At 33.3% G+C, this 15,162-nt stretch carries 14 protein-coding genes, 1 tRNA gene and 1 pseudogene; 5 read left to right on the top strand and 11 right to left on the bottom strand.

Annotated elements, in window-relative coordinates; all coding sequences use genetic code 11:
* Window positions 1–42: 42 nt before the first annotated feature.
* Complete coding sequence (locus AAHM86_RS01075; protein WP_342267973.1) at window positions 43–1,239, bottom strand: IS3 family transposase; 1,197 nt, start codon at window positions 1,237–1,239, stop codon at window positions 43–45.
* Between the two features lie 225 nt (window positions 1,240–1,464).
* On the opposite strand from AAHM86_RS01075, the gene AAHM86_RS01070 reads away from it, so the two are divergent.
* The 4 genes from AAHM86_RS01070 (at window position 1,465) to AAHM86_RS01060 (ending at window position 2,925) form a co-directional block, all read left to right on the top strand.
* Window positions 1,465–1,890, top strand: a complete 426-nt coding sequence (locus AAHM86_RS01070) for a recombinase family protein (protein WP_342268334.1) — start codon at window positions 1,465–1,467, stop codon at window positions 1,888–1,890.
* A 196-nt stretch (window positions 1,891–2,086) separates the two neighbouring features.
* Window positions 2,087–2,266: a hypothetical protein gene (locus AAHM86_RS07140; protein ID WP_410521557.1), complete on the top strand. Its 180-nt coding sequence runs from the start codon at window positions 2,087–2,089 to the stop codon at window positions 2,264–2,266.
* Window positions 2,211–2,369, top strand: a complete 159-nt coding sequence (locus AAHM86_RS01065; RefSeq protein ID WP_342267972.1) for a hypothetical protein — start codon at window positions 2,211–2,213, stop codon at window positions 2,367–2,369. The genes AAHM86_RS07140 and AAHM86_RS01065 overlap by 56 nt, the downstream gene beginning before the upstream one ends.
* Window positions 2,370–2,541: 172 nt before the next feature.
* Entirely contained in the window at window positions 2,542–2,925 is a 384-nt protein-coding gene (locus AAHM86_RS01060) for a hypothetical protein (RefSeq protein WP_342267971.1), read from the top strand.
* A gap of 103 nt (window positions 2,926–3,028) precedes the next feature.
* Here the strand turns inward: AAHM86_RS01060 and AAHM86_RS01055 are convergent.
* Window positions 3,029–3,532, bottom strand: a pseudogene (locus tag AAHM86_RS01055) (IS3 family transposase); the annotation flags it as partial.
* 103 nt (window positions 3,533–3,635) lie between these two features.
* Between AAHM86_RS01055 and AAHM86_RS01050 the strand changes: the two are divergent.
* Window positions 3,636–4,399, top strand: a protein-coding gene (locus tag AAHM86_RS01050; protein WP_342268333.1) for an IS5 family transposase whose coding sequence is annotated in 2 segments (ribosomal slippage) — window positions 3,636–3,993 and window positions 3,993–4,399 — 765 coding nt in all. Because the reading frame shifts where the segments join, the coding sequence is not laid out codon by codon here.
* Here the strand turns inward: AAHM86_RS01050 and AAHM86_RS01045 are convergent.
* From AAHM86_RS01045 to thrS, 9 genes are all read right to left on the bottom strand, one after another.
* On the bottom strand, window positions 4,386–5,078 hold the full coding sequence (locus AAHM86_RS01045) for a transposase (RefSeq protein ID WP_342267970.1): 693 nt from the start codon (window positions 5,076–5,078) through the stop codon (window positions 4,386–4,388). The two genes, AAHM86_RS01050 and AAHM86_RS01045, sit on opposite strands and share 14 nt — an antisense overlap.
* A gap of 690 nt (window positions 5,079–5,768) precedes the next feature.
* Window positions 5,769–5,990, bottom strand: coding sequence for a PD-(D/E)XK nuclease domain-containing protein (locus AAHM86_RS01040; protein ID WP_342267969.1), 222 nt, complete (start codon window positions 5,988–5,990; stop codon window positions 5,769–5,771).
* Window positions 5,991–6,115: 125 nt separating this feature from the next.
* Window positions 6,116–7,615, bottom strand: coding sequence for an AAA family ATPase (locus AAHM86_RS01035; protein WP_342267968.1), 1,500 nt, complete (start codon window positions 7,613–7,615; stop codon window positions 6,116–6,118).
* Between the two features lie 284 nt (window positions 7,616–7,899).
* On the bottom strand, window positions 7,900–8,634 hold the full coding sequence (locus AAHM86_RS01030; RefSeq protein WP_342267967.1) for a hypothetical protein: 735 nt from the start codon (window positions 8,632–8,634) through the stop codon (window positions 7,900–7,902).
* 464 nt (window positions 8,635–9,098) lie between these two features.
* A tRNA-Ile gene (locus tag AAHM86_RS01025) sits at window positions 9,099–9,175 on the bottom strand.
* A gap of 735 nt (window positions 9,176–9,910) precedes the next feature.
* A complete protein-coding gene (gene prfA / locus AAHM86_RS01020) occupies window positions 9,911–10,978 on the bottom strand; it encodes a peptide chain release factor 1 (protein ID WP_342267966.1) in 1,068 nt (355 codons plus the stop codon).
* 57 nt (window positions 10,979–11,035) lie between these two features.
* On the bottom strand, window positions 11,036–12,283 hold the full coding sequence (locus AAHM86_RS01015) for a pyruvate dehydrogenase complex dihydrolipoamide acetyltransferase (RefSeq protein WP_342267965.1): 1,248 nt from the start codon (window positions 12,281–12,283) through the stop codon (window positions 11,036–11,038).
* A gap of 8 nt (window positions 12,284–12,291) precedes the next feature.
* Window positions 12,292–12,825 (bottom strand): translation initiation factor IF-3, encoded by a 534-nt coding sequence (gene infC, locus AAHM86_RS01010; RefSeq protein WP_342268332.1) that lies wholly within the window; start codon window positions 12,823–12,825, stop codon window positions 12,292–12,294.
* Window positions 12,826–12,964: 139 nt separating this feature from the next.
* The gene (gene thrS / locus AAHM86_RS01005) at window positions 12,965–14,878 is read right to left on the bottom strand and encodes a threonine--tRNA ligase (RefSeq protein ID WP_342267964.1); all 1,914 of its coding nucleotides are present in this window, start codon (window positions 14,876–14,878) and stop codon (window positions 12,965–12,967) included.
* Window positions 14,879–15,162 lie beyond the last annotated feature (284 nt).

The following is a 15,162-nucleotide window of genomic DNA, read 5'->3' as shown; positions in this document are numbered from 1 at the left end:
AAGACAAAAAAATAATAATTTTGTTTCCCATTTTTGCATTTTTCAAGCTGCAATTTGTTCATAATTTTGTATAGAATTTAGATAGACATTCATAGGCTTTTTGTAACCAATACTTGAATGGAATCTTCTATAATTATAGTGATTGATGTAATCATCAATACCACTCTTTAGCTCTTTAACATCTTTAAAATCATTAATAAATATACAATTATATTTTAAAGTTCGGAAAAATCTCTCCATAATTATATTATCAATACTTCTTCCTTTACCATTCATCGAAACTTTAATGTTATGCTCTTGTAAAATTTCAATGTGTTCATGACTAGTATATTGACTGCCCTGATCACTATTAAATATCTGCGGTGCAGGATATTTGTTAAGTGCATCATGCAATACTTCAGTTACCAAACTTACATCCATACTATTTGATAATTTATAACTCAACACAGCTCTACTATGCCAATCTATAATTGCCGCCATGTACATAAATCCCGAATTAGTTCTAACATAAGTGATATCTCCGCTCCAAACCTCGTTAGCGTTAGGTACATCTACAGTTTTACTTGTACCTAGATTAGACCAATATTTATCAAGCAAATAACTATAAATTTTATGCTGTTTATCTTTTCCAGATGTTAACTTTTTCCTCTTTGGATAAATAGCCTCTATGCCAATCATGTTCATATATTTTAGAACCCGATCCTTACCAATAACCAAGCCATCTTCTAATAATTGTCTATGGATATAACGATAACCAAATTCAGGATTATCAGTATATATTTCATCTATTTTATTTAAAATATTTAAGTTATACCCACTAAATGGTTTTGCTTTATAGTACATTGAAGAACGATTAATCTTTAATAATTCATATTTCCTTGTCTTTGGTAACATTGCTAGCTTGGAATCGACAAGTTCTTTTCTATTTGATAAGTCCAAGCTTTGTAGCTTTCCCACAGCCCAATCTCTCTCTACTATTGTTTTTTCAAGAGTTTTCGCTAATTCATCATTTTGTTCTTTCAGCATATTAATTTGTTCCTGATATTTACTTACCAGTTTTGCTGGTTCAAAAGCCAATGCTGCATTTGATATAAATTGTTTTTTCCAATTACTAATTGTCTTGGAGTTTATCTCATATTTTGATGCTATCACTGATAATGGACTCTCTTCTTTCAGCACTTCTAATACTATCCTAGTTTTTTCTTCAGCACTAAAAACTCTTACTTTTTCTTTTGTCATTTTTTCTCCTAATTTTTTCTTATTATTTTATCTTAATTAGGAAACTTTTAACTCTATTTTTTTGTCCATTTTCTTCAGTCCATTATACTTTTTTTCGTATTCATAGTAAATTTTACAAAAATCGTCTATAAAACTATATAATTCTGTGATATCTTTTTTCATGCCTGTGTTTATTTCTTTTTCTACAAAAACATTTATCACAGGCATTAACTCCTTGCAACTCTTATATCTACACTATTCTTTCTTATCCCTTATCCCGAATCGACGTTTCCTGTTTCAACAAAAGAACAAGAAAAAGGACACTCTATCGAAGCACAAAAACACAGATTGTTGGAATATTGCCAACGTAAAAATCTTGAAGTTATCGAAACTTTTGAAATTATCGAATCTTCCAGCAGAGGTGATCGCAAACAATTTAAAGAGATGATCAAGTTTGCTAAAAGCCATAGAGAAACAATTGCTATAGTTGCTGATAAAGTAGATCGTGTTCAAAGGAGAATCTCAGAAATTTCATTACTAGAAGAACCAATAAAAGCTGGTAAGATAGAATTACACTTTAGAACAGAAGGTTATGTAATAAATAAAGATTCTCAATCCCATGCAAGGCTAATGTGGGGTATGAACGTATTAATGGCACAAATCTTACGTTGATAGTTTAAGTGATAACGTTAAAAGGAGTCTAGATCATAAATTACGTAAAAGACAATGGATAGGTCCAGCCCCCCTTGGTTATCTAAATAGCAGGGACACAAGTGGCAATAGCATAATAATTCTTGATCAGTCTAGAGCTTTTATTATCAAAAAACTATTTGAAGAATATGCGAGCGGGGTCTATACTCTTAGGTCTATGGTAAACATGGATAAAGAATTAGGTTTAAGAAGTAAAAAGAATTGTCACCTAAATAAAACTGTTATACATCGTTTAATACAACAACCATTTTATTATGGTGAAATGAGAGTAAAAGGAGAGTATGTGGTCACATGGTTATCAACCTATTATAACAAGAGAGACTTTTATGGCATGTAAAGATGTACGTTTAGGTTGGAAGAAGAAGCCTTTTAAATATGGTGGTAAGGATTTTCTTTTTAGAGGATTAATCACCTGTGCAGTAACTGGTAAAAAGTTGTAACAGCTGAAACTCACAGCAAAACATATTCAGATGGCAAAGTGGACGAATGGACTTATTTAGCTACCTGGGATTCGCAGAACCTAGACAAGAAAATATATATAAGGGAAGATGAGGTTTTAAAGCAAATAGAAGAGGTTTTTAAAAGAATAGGTATAAGGGGGGAGACTCGGAAATGCTAAAAGAGACCCTTGCATACCTAAGAAACACTAATGAGCTAAAAAAAACTGAGCATGACCAAGCAACAGCTGCTTTAAAGAAAGAACATACCGAAAATGAGAATAGATTAAATTCATTAATAGATTTGCGACTCAATGGAGAACTTAGCACAGAAGAATTTCAAAGAAAAAAACAACAATTAAAATATCGCCAATATGAAATTGATCGTTTACTGAAAACTTATGATGAAGCAGACGATAAATTTACTGATACCGCTACAACGCTAATAACTCTAGCATCTGAAGCCTATGAAACTTTTAAAGGTTCTGAAAGTTCTCAAAAACGCAAAATGATAAATTTCGTATTTCAGAACCTTAAACGTCAGGAGCAAAAAACTTGAGACCTCTCTACGTTTCCCTTTCGATATTTTAAAAAAAACGATGATACTGGACTGAAAAATCAAGACAAAAAAATAATAATTTTGTTTCCCATTTTTGCATTTTTCAAGCTGCAATTTGTTCATAATTTTGTATAGAATTTAGATAGACATTCATAGGCTTTTTGTAACCAATACTTGAATGGAATCTTCTATAATTATAGTGATTGATGTAATCATCAATACCACTCTTTAGCTCTTTAACATCTTTAAAATCATTAATAAATATACAATTATATTTTAAAGTTCGGAAAAATTTCTCCATAATTATATTATCAATACTTCTTCCTTTACCATTCATCGAAACTTTAATGTTATGCTCTTGTAAAATTTCAATGTGTTCATGACTAGTATATTGACTGCCCTGATCACTATTAAATATCTGCGGTGCAGGATATTTGTTAAGTGCATCATGCAATACTTCAGTTACCAAACTTACATCCATACTATTTGACAATTTATAACTCAACACAGCTCTACTATGCCAATCTATAATTGCCGCCATGTACATAAATCCCGAATTAGTTCTAACATAAGTGATATCTCCGCTCCAAACCTCGTTAGCGTTAGGTACATCTACAGTTTTACTTGTACCTAGGGCATATCGTCACGAGATTATAGTTGAATAATTTGTGAAGTTGGTTATACTAATTATAGTAATAGGGATAATAGTTATGGGGCTAGCACATAGAAGACATGATATAAATGATGAACTTTGGAATAAGATACAAAGGCATTTGCCTGGCAGGGAAGGTTGTTGGGGAGGGGTTGCAAAAGATAATAGAACCTTTGTAAATGCAGTAATGTGGATATTTAGGACAGGAGCTCCTTGGAGAGATTTGCCACCTGATTATAGGAATTGGAAGAATGTACACAGAAGATTCTGTAGATGGTGCGATAATGGAGTATGGGAGCATGTACTAAATATTTTTATAAATGCTCCTGATTTCGAATGGTTAATGATAGATTCAACATTTGTAAAAGTTCATAAAGCAGGACTTGGGGCAAAAGGCGGGAATCAAACGATTAGCCGTACAAAAGGGGGCTCAATACAAAGATACATATGGCCGTGGATGCGCATGGTATGCCGGTCAGAATTATTGTTACAGAAGGTTCCAGAAACGATTGTACTCAAGCTTGTGAATTAACCCAAAATATAGAGGCAGAGTACCTTATAGCAGATAAAGCTTATGACACAAATAGCATCGTAGAATTTGCTGAGCAAGCAAATATAATTCCTGTAATACCATCAAAAAGAAACAGAAAGATTCAAAGAGAGATAGATAAGGATTTATATAAGTTAAGGCACATTATTGAAAATACATTTCAAAAATTTAAAGAATGGCGTGGTATAGCAACAAGATATGCTAAAAATACAAAATTATACATGGCAGGTCTTTGTCTAAGGGGATTACTAATGTGGGCTAAAATCTCGTGACGATATACCCTAGATTAGACCAATATTTATCAAGCAAATAACTATAAATTTTATGCTGTTTATCTTTTCCAGATGTTAACTTTTTCCTCTTTGGATAAATAGCCTCTATGCCAATCATGTTCATATATTTTAGAACCCGATCCTTACCAATAACCAAGCCATCTTCTAATAATTGTCTATGGATATAACGATAACCAAATTCAGGATTATCAGTATATATTTCATCTATTTTATTTAAAATATTTAAGTTATACCCACTAAATGGTTTTGCTTTATAGTACATTGAAGAACGATTAATCTTTAATAATTCATATTTCCTTGTCTTTGGTAACATTGCTAGCTTGGAATCGACAAGTTCTTTTCTATTTGATAAGTCCAAGCTTTGTAGCTTTCCCACAGCCCAATCTCTCTCTACTATTGTTTTTCCAAGAGTTTTCGCTAATTCATCATTTTGTTCTTTCAGCATATTAATTTGTTCCTGATATTTACTTACTAGTTTTGCTGGTTCAAACGCCAATGCCGTATTTGATATAAATTGTTTCTTCCAATTACTAATTGTCTTGGAGTTTATCTCATATTTTGATGCTATCACTGATAATGGACTCTCTTCTTTCAGCACTTCTAATACTATCCTAGTTTTTTCTTCAGCACTAAAAACTCTTGCTTTTTCTTTTGTCATTTTTTCTCCTAATTTTTTCTTATTATTTTATCTTAATTAGGAAACTTTTAACTCTATTTTTTTGTCCATTTTCTTCAGTCCATTATAGATGACTTGTACAAAAATGGCGGGGCTTAGTGGATGATTTTAGAACCAAAAGTGACATAAGAATTGTTATAAACCAATCCATATCATACATTTTTATAGATGTATCAATTTAATAATCTTTGGGAGAATCTTGCCTGAATAATTTTAAAGTGTAGATTGCAATATGCTTTTGACCCCTTTTGAAAAAAATTGTAATGTGACTAGAGTCCTAACCTAGTCACACTAAAACCTAATTAAGATATAAGCTTTTAGAGTTTTAATTTTCAATTCTCATGGGGTTAATTTTACAACAGGATGCCACATGGTGTATACTCGAATGATCCTACGAATTGAATTTAAAAATGAGGGGCGAGCGAACTAGGTGTACATTTAGTACATGAGTACTCGAGTTCCTGATATTTTTAAAAAACAATTCTTCAAAGCAAAAGAGTATACGTTGCAAACTTTTAACCATTTTAGGTTAGAACTTTTGCAAATCCCTTTAAAGCCTAATTATAACAAAGCTCTGCCTTTAACAGGGCTTTTATAGTTAGCCCCAAATAACCTAACTAAAGAGTAAATTTTAATCATAGGGGTAAAGAATTTATGTATGTAATATTTTTCTTAATCAATTTGGTATTCTAGTACTACTTTTTTGCCACAAAAGGTCATAGAGATTTTAATGATCTTTTTAACGTGTTTGTGTTCTCTTATCTTAGTGTCATATTGTTTATCTATAATTTGCTTTAAGCCCATTTTGGCTACTGAAAGCAAATCTTCTGCATTTTTAGCAATCTTGTACTCAATAATAATTGCTTTATCTTCTCTACCAGCTTTGGGGATCATGATAATATCAGCTCTACCACGACCTGACTCTTGTGTTCGCTTGCTATTATGTAACTAGGGGCTAACATGTTAACAAGCCCTAGCATAAAGCCACTATAAAATAATTCTGCCTTTTTCTTCCCTGTTTAATAAAAACTGGTAGAATTTACCAACAACTCTTGTAAACGCTCTTTAAATTCCTCTACTTTACCTGCTGGCAATAAACTGATAAAAGAGTAATATCTAGAACTATCAATTTTTAGCTGATCAGTTACCCATTGTAGAACTCTTGTTTCATAAATATATTTTACTTCATAATTAGGGATAGATAGCTCATAAACATTCTTTTCCGGTATTTTGGCAGTAGGGTTTAAATAACCGCTGAACAATAATAAACTGAGTAATCCTATTGGTTCATTGATATCAGCAAAACTTATTTGTTTGGTAATAGGTGAGATAATACTTCTTCCGGCAGCTAAGCTCTGTAAATCTTCTTGCATTTCATCGGATAGCAGTATTTTATCTATTAAAGCTGTTCCACCACTATCTAGCCAATAGTGATCGAGCTTACCTTTGTGTGCTAAACATTGCATGATTGACCATGGATTATAAATTACCTCTCCACCAAATGTATAACCATTATACCAGTCTTTAATCTCTTCATGACTCGTTTTTGTAGGTACTTTAGTCAATAAATCATCAACTTCTGCTTGGGTAAAGCCATAAGACTTAGAAAAATCATCATCAAGTAAGGTATATTCAGTAACATTATTCAAATCGGAAAATAAATTAGCTTTAGCAATTCTTAATATGCCAGTTATTACTCCTTTTTCTACACAACTATTACCTTTTAGGCTGCTGCCAAACATCCCGCGAAATAGTTCAAGTACTTGTTCAAATTCTTCTGATTTTTTGCCAAATTTAATATAGGAACTATTGATAGAAGTATCATATTCATCGATCAATATGTAGACTTTTTGGTTAAAATGTTTAAACAGTAGTTCGCTTAAAAAACGTAAACTAATCTTTATGTCTTCTTGATCAAGATTCCCTGTGAAACATCGGTTTAGCTTTTCCTTTTGTACATCATCTAACAAATTTGCATCTTCTGCTATATAATGCTTTAAATAGCGATGGTTAGAGAACAATCTTATAACCTGTTCTTTTATCCCGTTCTCAATGTCTTGGTAATTACTACCCTTAACATCCTTAAAACTTATAGAAATAATCGGATATTGCCCTTGGCGTTTCATGCTACTTGCTATGTCTGCAATTTTTAAGGACTTTAACTCTTTAGTTTCATCAAAGCCTAAATCTACTGTACCTCCAAGGAATAGTTTGTTATTTATCTTTTGTTCTAGTGGTAAAGGCTTGCCTTTTTCATCTACTTCAATTTCAAAGAACCTCCTAATCATATCCATGTTCAAGCTCTTACCCCAACGTCTTGGTCGAGTGATTAGAATAACCTTACCGCCATCTTCTAATAATTCTTTGATCATTAGACTTTTATCAACAAATACATCACTATTAACTACTAAGTCATAGAATTCATCCGTACCTACTAGCATTTTAGGCAGCTTATTACTCTCCTTAACAGTGTCAGCTCCCTTGAGATATGTGTTAGTGTTTGAAAGTTCAACTATCATATTATTCAATTATATTTATATTTTACCGATTAAGTTTTAATAAAATGCGGTAATATGCTGTTTCGATAAAAATATGATATAGTATAGATCAGTTTGATTCAATATAGAATTATATCTCGTAACAACATCGCCTAATTATCATAATTGTGTTCATTTAAAAAAAATATTGGATAACTAATTAAGGTCTTTTTTTAAACTAGGGTTTTAACAGATATTAATTAAAAAACCCAACGGACTTGGTAAAACGTATATTTGCAGCAAAACTGCTTTGCAATCTTTTAGCATTATAAATCACATTCTGAACTTGAGTCGCCAAGTAATTTTCTGGTAAATGCTGCATCTACTAGGTCATAATTGTAAAAATCATGCTCATCTGCTCTAGTGGCAAAATCTTGCCCTTGAGCAGCAGCATTAACTATAATCTTACTAATTTTCTTGTAAGCCGCAGCCTTAAAATTTTCATCATGACTGAGGCTGAATGCATGATGATAATATTTCTTGGCTTGCTCAAATAAACCTATAGACTCAAGATACTCAGCCTGCTGTAACATTATATCTGGATTTCTTTTATCTTGTTTTAACCATGCTTTAAAACATGCCTTTATCTCAAATTCATTATTAACGACTTTATAACAGTCAATTGCCTTAGCATATTCTCCCTTGTTAAAAAATAGCTGTCCCAATTTTTCATATATCTCTGGTAAATGGCTATTGGCTTCGATAGCTTTTGCATAATAAACCGATGCAGCTTCATTACCACCATCCTTCTCTGCGATACTAGCTAAGCAACTATAGGCTATAGCCTTGAGGTTCTTGCAGGCAGGAGAGTCCGGATAATCCTCTAGATACTTTATAGCTTTATGATAATAAACTTGGTCAAGCCTATCTTCATCAATATGCAAACTACTAACTTGGTACTCAAGATTTTCTGTTACTTTAGTATAGCAAGCTGTTATTAGTTCTGCAATCTTTGCATGATCAGGCAATTCAGCTTTACATACATCAGAAAAGAATTGCACATAGTCATATTACTGCTGTAAACAATAACCATACTCTTGTATCTGATGCTGAAGCTGAACATTACCCGGTTCAGCATATTCAGCAAAAATCTCTAATGCTTGCTGCAAGATTATTATGGCATCTGGTATGCTTCCTATTTGCTTACAGTTAAGTACTTTCTGTAACTTTGATAATAAGTCCAGATCTAGAAAATATTCATCTTTATCATGCCTTGGCAGGAGATTATTGTAATGAATTGATGATGGTATCCAATCTTTGACAAGATGATAAATTTTCAGAACTCTTGATTAACCTAGTAGAACTGGCTTCTGGAGCGTTCGTAGCCTTCAAAGGTGCTACTATTGAGAGAAAACGTAAATTGATAAATTTAGTGTTTGGTAACCTAGAATTAAAAGACGGAAAGCTAGACTTTATGCTACGTTCACCATTTGATACATTCGTGAAATGCACTAAAATCGAAGAATGGTGGGCCTGGCAGGACTTGAACCTGCGACAACACCGTTATGAGCGGTGGGTTCTAACCAACTGAACTACAGGCCCTTTTATAATGGTCGTTAAGGTTTATATAATTATTAGCTTTCTAAGTCTAGTAAAAATTTTATAACACTTGAAAAAGTTTTAATTAATTTAGGACTTTTTGGTCCAATTTTTCTGATTATTTATTTTGTTTGCATAGCTATAACAATATATTGCTTTAAAAAACATGATTCCCAGCACCCAACTTGATATTATTAATTCCATTATTTTATATTTTGGGGCTAGTTCTAGATTTACAGCTCTCATATATCCAAAAAAATATTTTATTGAAAAAATGATAAGTATCAATATAAGAGGTTGCCATGAACCTGGAATAATTATTAACCTGTATAAGAGGTTTGTCACAAAATCGCCAATTAATAATAATTGAGATAATTAGCAATATACAAAATAATATTAAGTCTTGTACATTATTAGAAAATCCTTTTATATAAAGTAACAAGAAAATAACAGGAGCAATAAATAATCTTGATGGCAATATAACTGTTTGCTTAGTTGCTCTAATCCCTCTAAAAATTAAGTAACCAAATAATAAGTATACCCAAAATGGTGTAGCCTTTAAAAAATATAAGATTTGTATGTTTGTCCCTTATAAATTCAAATGGTTAACATATAGCTAACCCGATTAGTATTACTCCGTCATTACGAGACCACGTGAGTGTAGTGGCAATCCATTATTTATTAGATTGGATTGCTTAGTTGGCTTACGCCTCCTAGCAATGATGAGTAAGCTATAATTTAAACTTCTGAAAGTTTTCTTGCTTCATCAGCCGATATCAAAGCTTCAATAAAGTCATCTAATTGCCCGTTTTTTACGATATCCTCTATTTTATAGAGGGTTAGATTAATTCTATGGTCAGAAACTCGACCTTGTGGAAAGTTATAGGTGCGAATTCTTTCTGATCTATCACCAGAACCAACTTGCCCTTTGCGTACCTCGGCTCTTTCCATATCCTTTTTATATCGCTCTGCTTCATAGATTCTAGAACGAAGAATTTTCATAGCCTTAGCTTTATTTTTATGCTGTGATTTTTCATCTTGTAATGCAACGACAATACCAGTTGGTAAATGGGTAATCCTTACCGCTGATTCTGTGGTATTTACGTGTTGTCCGCCGGCTCCCGATGCACGATATGTATCAATTCGTAAATCTTTGTCATCGATCTTAACATCTACATCTTCTGCTTCAGCCAAGACGGCAACGGTAGCCGCAGAAGTATGTATCCTCCCACTTGACTCAGTCTCAGGAACTCTTTGCACTCGGTGTACACCTGATTCGAATTTAAGTTTGGAAAACACATCTCGTCCTTGAATTAGTGCTGACGCTTCTTTATATCCACCAATACCAGTATCTGAGATTGATAATATTTCAAAACGCCAGCTTTTTAATTCGGCGTATCTGTGATACATATTAAATAAAGTTGTAGCAAATAACGCTGCTTCTTCTCCACCACTACCAGCCCTTACCTCAATAATAGCATTTTTTGTATCAGCTTCGTCTTTTGGTAACAAAGAAAGTTTTACTGCCCTTTCTAGTTTAGGCATCAGGGCTTCTAAACGATGTATTTCATCATATATCATCGATTGTGTATCAGGGTCTAAATTCGATTCTTGTGCCATTTCCTTGATATCGCGTAACTCGGATACAGATTTATTATATTCATTAATTGTTTGAACAATTGGCTCTAGCTCGGCATATTCCTTCGATGCTTTTATAAACTCATCTCCGACTATACCAGTGGCCAACTTTTTCGATAATTCTTCATGTTTATTCAAGATTTTTGCTAGATTATCGGAAAAACTCATAATTTATTCTATGATTTAAGTTTTAAGTTATGGTGAGGGTAGGGTGTCAATCAAACGTTATATGAGCATTAACGCAGGACTCTCGATAAATTTTTTAAATGAAGCTAAAAATTTAGCTCCAACAGCACCATCAACAACTCTGTGATCAGAAGAAAGAGTAACATCCATGATAGTAGCGACTTTTATCTGATTATTTTCAACTATTGCACGTTTTGAGCTTGCTCCTATTGCTAAGATACAGCTTTGTGGCGGATTTATTATAGCACTGAAGTTCTTAACACCGTACATACCTAAGTTAGAGACAGAAAAACTTCCACCCTGAAATTCTTCAGGAGTTAGTTTATTATCTCGAGCCTTTTTTATAAGAGTTTGTAATTCTTGCGATAATGTAATTATATCTTTTTGATCGGCATTTCTGACTATAGGCGTTATAAGACCATTATCAATTGCCACAGCAACCGATACATCAACATTATTATAATACCGAATAGCAGACTCATCCCAGCTAACATTTGCTTCCGGTACAGCTTTTAAAGCTTTTGCCACTGCTAAAATAACAAAATCATTAACTGTAATTTTAATTTTACTCTCTTCTACAAGTGATTTATTTATATCTTCTCTAATATCCAATAACTTATCCATGTTACATTCTATTGAGAGATAGAAATGCGGTATGGTTTGTTTAGATTCAAGCAAACGTTTAGCAATAATTTTACGAATATTATTATTGAGGACGCACTTGTACTCTTCTTTATTTCTGTTCACCGCCCTAATCTTACCACTATTTGTGGGTAGCACTAAGTATGATAACACATCTTTTTTTATTATTCTTCCATGAGGTCCACTACCTTGAATATTTGACAGATCGATATTATCAATAGCAGCTAGTCTTTTAGCCAAAGGCGAAGCATATATCCTGCCTAAAGCTTTCACATTCATTGTTTGCGGTTGCTGATCGTACTTAACCGGCTTAGTTTCTTCTATAGATATTACTGGTTCTGTAGATGGTTTAGCAGAATTATCACTACTTGCTATAAAACTATCCAATAAGTTTGCATCTTCACCATCTTCAAGTAATACAGCGATAAGCGAACCCACCGGCACATTGTCTGTACCTTGCAGCACAATTATTTTAGCAAAAATTCCCTCTTCTACAGCTTCCACTTCCATAGTAGCTTTATCTGTTTCTATTTCTGCTATAACATCTCCTGGAACAACTTTATCCCCTTCTTTTTTAAGCCATTTTGCAATATTTCCTTCAGTCATAGTTGGAGATAAAGCAGGCATTAGAATTTTAATTGGCATAAATAGTTCTAATTAGTTGGTATTTTGCTTGGATCAGGGCTGACTAACATAATTATCTGTTTACCTTCCATTTTAGGAGCGGAATCAATCTTAGCTAAGCCCTCTAGTTCTAACGATATGCGGTCAAATAACTTCATACCAATATCGTTATGGATAATCTCTCTGCCTTTAAACCATAGAGAAATTTTTACTTTGTCACCTTCCTTCAAAAAATCTTTGATCTTGCGAAGTTTCACATTAAAATCACCTTGACTAATGTTTGGCTTAAACTTCATTTCTTTAAGGACAACAACCCTTTGTTTTTTCCTACTGTCTTGGACACGCTTTTTACTCTCATATTTAAATTTACCAAAATCCAAAATCTTACAAACAGGTGGTTCGGCATTTGGTGAAATTTCTACCAAATCTAAACCAGCTTTTTCAGCTTGTTCTAGAGCATTCTTGATGCTAACGATGCCAAGCATCTCACCATTCTCATCGACTAAACGAACTTGACTAGCCCTAATTTCCCTATTAGCCTTCGGAAAATTACTATTCTTAATTCCAGAAATGATATTTTCTCCATAAAAATTATTATTAGTTATTGTTGTGTTTTTGTGTACTTTTTACACGTACGACACAGTTGCTTCCATTATACCCCCGGGATAAGAATTGACAAATTCTTATCCCAAATTCGCGTATTTATGTTAAATAGCGAATATTCTGATCTTTTACAAGCTTTACTAGATTTTGTAGAGAAATAATTTCCTGCTGATCTGATCCTAGTTGTCTTATAGTCACAGTATTATTTAGCATTTCTTGTTTACCAACAACGGCTATTATAGGTACTTTATTATTAGAAAAATAGCGTATTTTATAATTAATCTTTTCAGGCGAAATATCGACATCTGACCGTATTCCTTCACTAATCAACAATTTGTGTACTTCCAATGCATAGTCATTTAAGTCACTTGTAATGGTGGCAATAGCTACTTGTACAGGGGCTAACCATAAAGGAAAGCGTCCAGCATATTCTTCAATTAATATGCCTATAAACCGTTCAAAAGAACCAAGTGCAGCTCTATGCAACATTACGGGTCTTTTTTTCTCACCGTTCGCTGCAATATAGTAAGCATCAAGACGTTCTGGTAAGACAAAATCAACTTGCAGAGTGCCGCATTGCCATTCTCTACCTATTGAATCTTTAAGACAAAAATCTAGTTTTGGTCCATAAAACGCACCATCACCGGGATTTAATATATAAGAATAACCAGCTTCTTTTACGGCATTTTTTAGAGCATTTTCTGCTTTATCCCAAACTTCATCGCTGCCAGCCCGTACTTTAGGACGATCTGAGAATTTAATTTTAATATTAGAAAAACCAAAATCTTTATAAATCTCGGTTAAGAGACCACAAAATTTCACTGTCTCACTGTTAATTTGGTCTTCAGTGCAGAAAATATGGGCATCATCTTGCTGGAAGGCTCTTACTCTCATCAAACCATGCAATGCACCAGATGCTTCATGTCTATGACACAAGCCAAATTCAGACATACGTAGTGGTAAGTCTCGATAACTTTTGATACCCTGCTTAAAAATCTGCACATGACATGGGCAATTCATTGGTTTCATGGCTAATGTTTTATCATCAGCAAGATTTAGAGCAAACATGTCCTCCCTAAATTTTTCCCAGTGACCAGAAGCTTCCCACAGACTTTTATCAACAAGCACAGGAGTTTTTACTTCCATATATCCCATTTTTCTGATTTTATTTCTGACATATTGTTCAATAGTACGATATATACTCCAGCCCTTATCATGCCAAAATACCATACCTTGAGCTTCCTCCTGAAAGTGAAATAATCCAAGCTCTCGACCTAGTTTTCTGTGATCACGCTTTTCTGCCTCTTCAAGCATGTAAAGATAACTGTCTAACTGCTCTTTTGTTGCCCAAGCGATACCATAGATTCTTTGTAGCATAGGATTCTTGCTATCGCCTCGCCAATATGCCCCTGCCACTTTCATTAGTTTAAAATGTTTAATGAAGCCAGTTGACGGGCTATGCGGACCACGGCAAAGATCAACAAAGTTACCTTGGCGGTATAAGGTAATATCCTCACTTGCTGGAATCTCTGAAATTATCTCGGCTTTATAATGCTCACCTATTGACTTAAAGAATTCTATGGCTTGATCGCGATTCCATACTTCTCTAGTGATTTTCTTATTTCTTTTAACGATTTCATGCATTTTTGCTTCTATCATCACTAAATCTTCCGGGGCAAACGGTTTATCTTTAGCAAAATCATAAAAAAAGCCATTTTCGATAGCTGGACCTATGGTCACTTGGACATTTGGAAATAATTCTTTAACTGCTTCTGCCGTTATATGAGCAGCATCATGGCGTAATATTTCCAAACACTCTGAATCTTTGCTGGTAAGAATTCTCAAATTACAATCAGATTCTATAGGTAAACTTAAGTCCTTTAGCTCGTTATTTACTTCAACAACCAAAGCATTCTTTGCTAGAGAAGTAGAAATTTGACTAGCTATCTCCAATCCCGTAATATTTTTTTCAAATTGTTTTTGCGTTCTATCTGGAAAAGTAATAGTAATCATTTTATTTTATCTAATATTGTATCTAATTTTTAGTACCTTGCATATTAGCTTGTTAATAGTTTATATTCAACTTAATTTTTAGGTTGTGAAGGTTTCTATATTAATGATCGATTTCGTCTTGCCTATTTTTTTGTTTAAAGAATTGATAGTTTTTTTGTGGTCGTATTTCGGCAACTTTGGTGTAAGAGTAACAGAAAAGTAACAGAAAAGTTTTTGTGCAGAGTCACAGAATGTTCTAAATCCCTGATAAGTATCTGATAAGAGTGGTGAAATTTGAATCCGCG

This window comes from Candidatus Tisiphia endosymbiont of Empis tessellata (assembly GCF_964031035.1).
Lineage (GTDB): Bacteria > Pseudomonadota > Alphaproteobacteria > Rickettsiales > Rickettsiaceae > Tisiphia.
This window is presented reverse-complemented; position numbering and strand designations above follow the sequence as displayed.

Bases quoted from the DNA above. Each gene is read 5' to 3' on its own strand.
- AAHM86_RS01075 (WP_342267973.1), bottom strand. From the start codon at position 1,239: ATGACAAAAGAAAAAGTAAGAGTTTTTAGTGCTGAAGAAAAAACTAGG.
- AAHM86_RS07140 (WP_410521557.1), top strand. From the start codon at position 2,087: ATGGTAAACATGGATAAAGAATTAGGTTTAAGAAGTAAAAAGAATTGT.
- AAHM86_RS01065 (WP_342267972.1), top strand. From the start codon at position 2,211: ATGTGGTCACATGGTTATCAACCTATTATAACAAGAGAGACTTTTATG.
- AAHM86_RS01060 (WP_342267971.1), top strand. From the start codon at position 2,542: ATGCTAAAAGAGACCCTTGCATACCTAAGAAACACTAATGAGCTAAAA.
- AAHM86_RS01045 (WP_342267970.1), bottom strand. From the start codon at position 5,078: ATGACAAAAGAAAAAGCAAGAGTTTTTAGTGCTGAAGAAAAAACTAGG.
- AAHM86_RS01040 (WP_342267969.1), bottom strand. From the start codon at position 5,990: ATGATCCCCAAAGCTGGTAGAGAAGATAAAGCAATTATTATTGAGTAC.
- AAHM86_RS01035 (WP_342267968.1), bottom strand. From the start codon at position 7,615: ATGATAGTTGAACTTTCAAACACTAACACATATCTCAAGGGAGCTGAC.
- prfA (WP_342267966.1), bottom strand. From the start codon at position 10,978: ATGAGTTTTTCCGATAATCTAGCAAAAATCTTGAATAAACATGAAGAA.
- AAHM86_RS01015 (WP_342267965.1), bottom strand. From the start codon at position 12,283: ATGCCAATTAAAATTCTAATGCCTGCTTTATCTCCAACTATGACTGAA.
- thrS (WP_342267964.1), bottom strand. From the start codon at position 14,878: ATGATTACTATTACTTTTCCAGATAGAACGCAAAAACAATTTGAAAAA.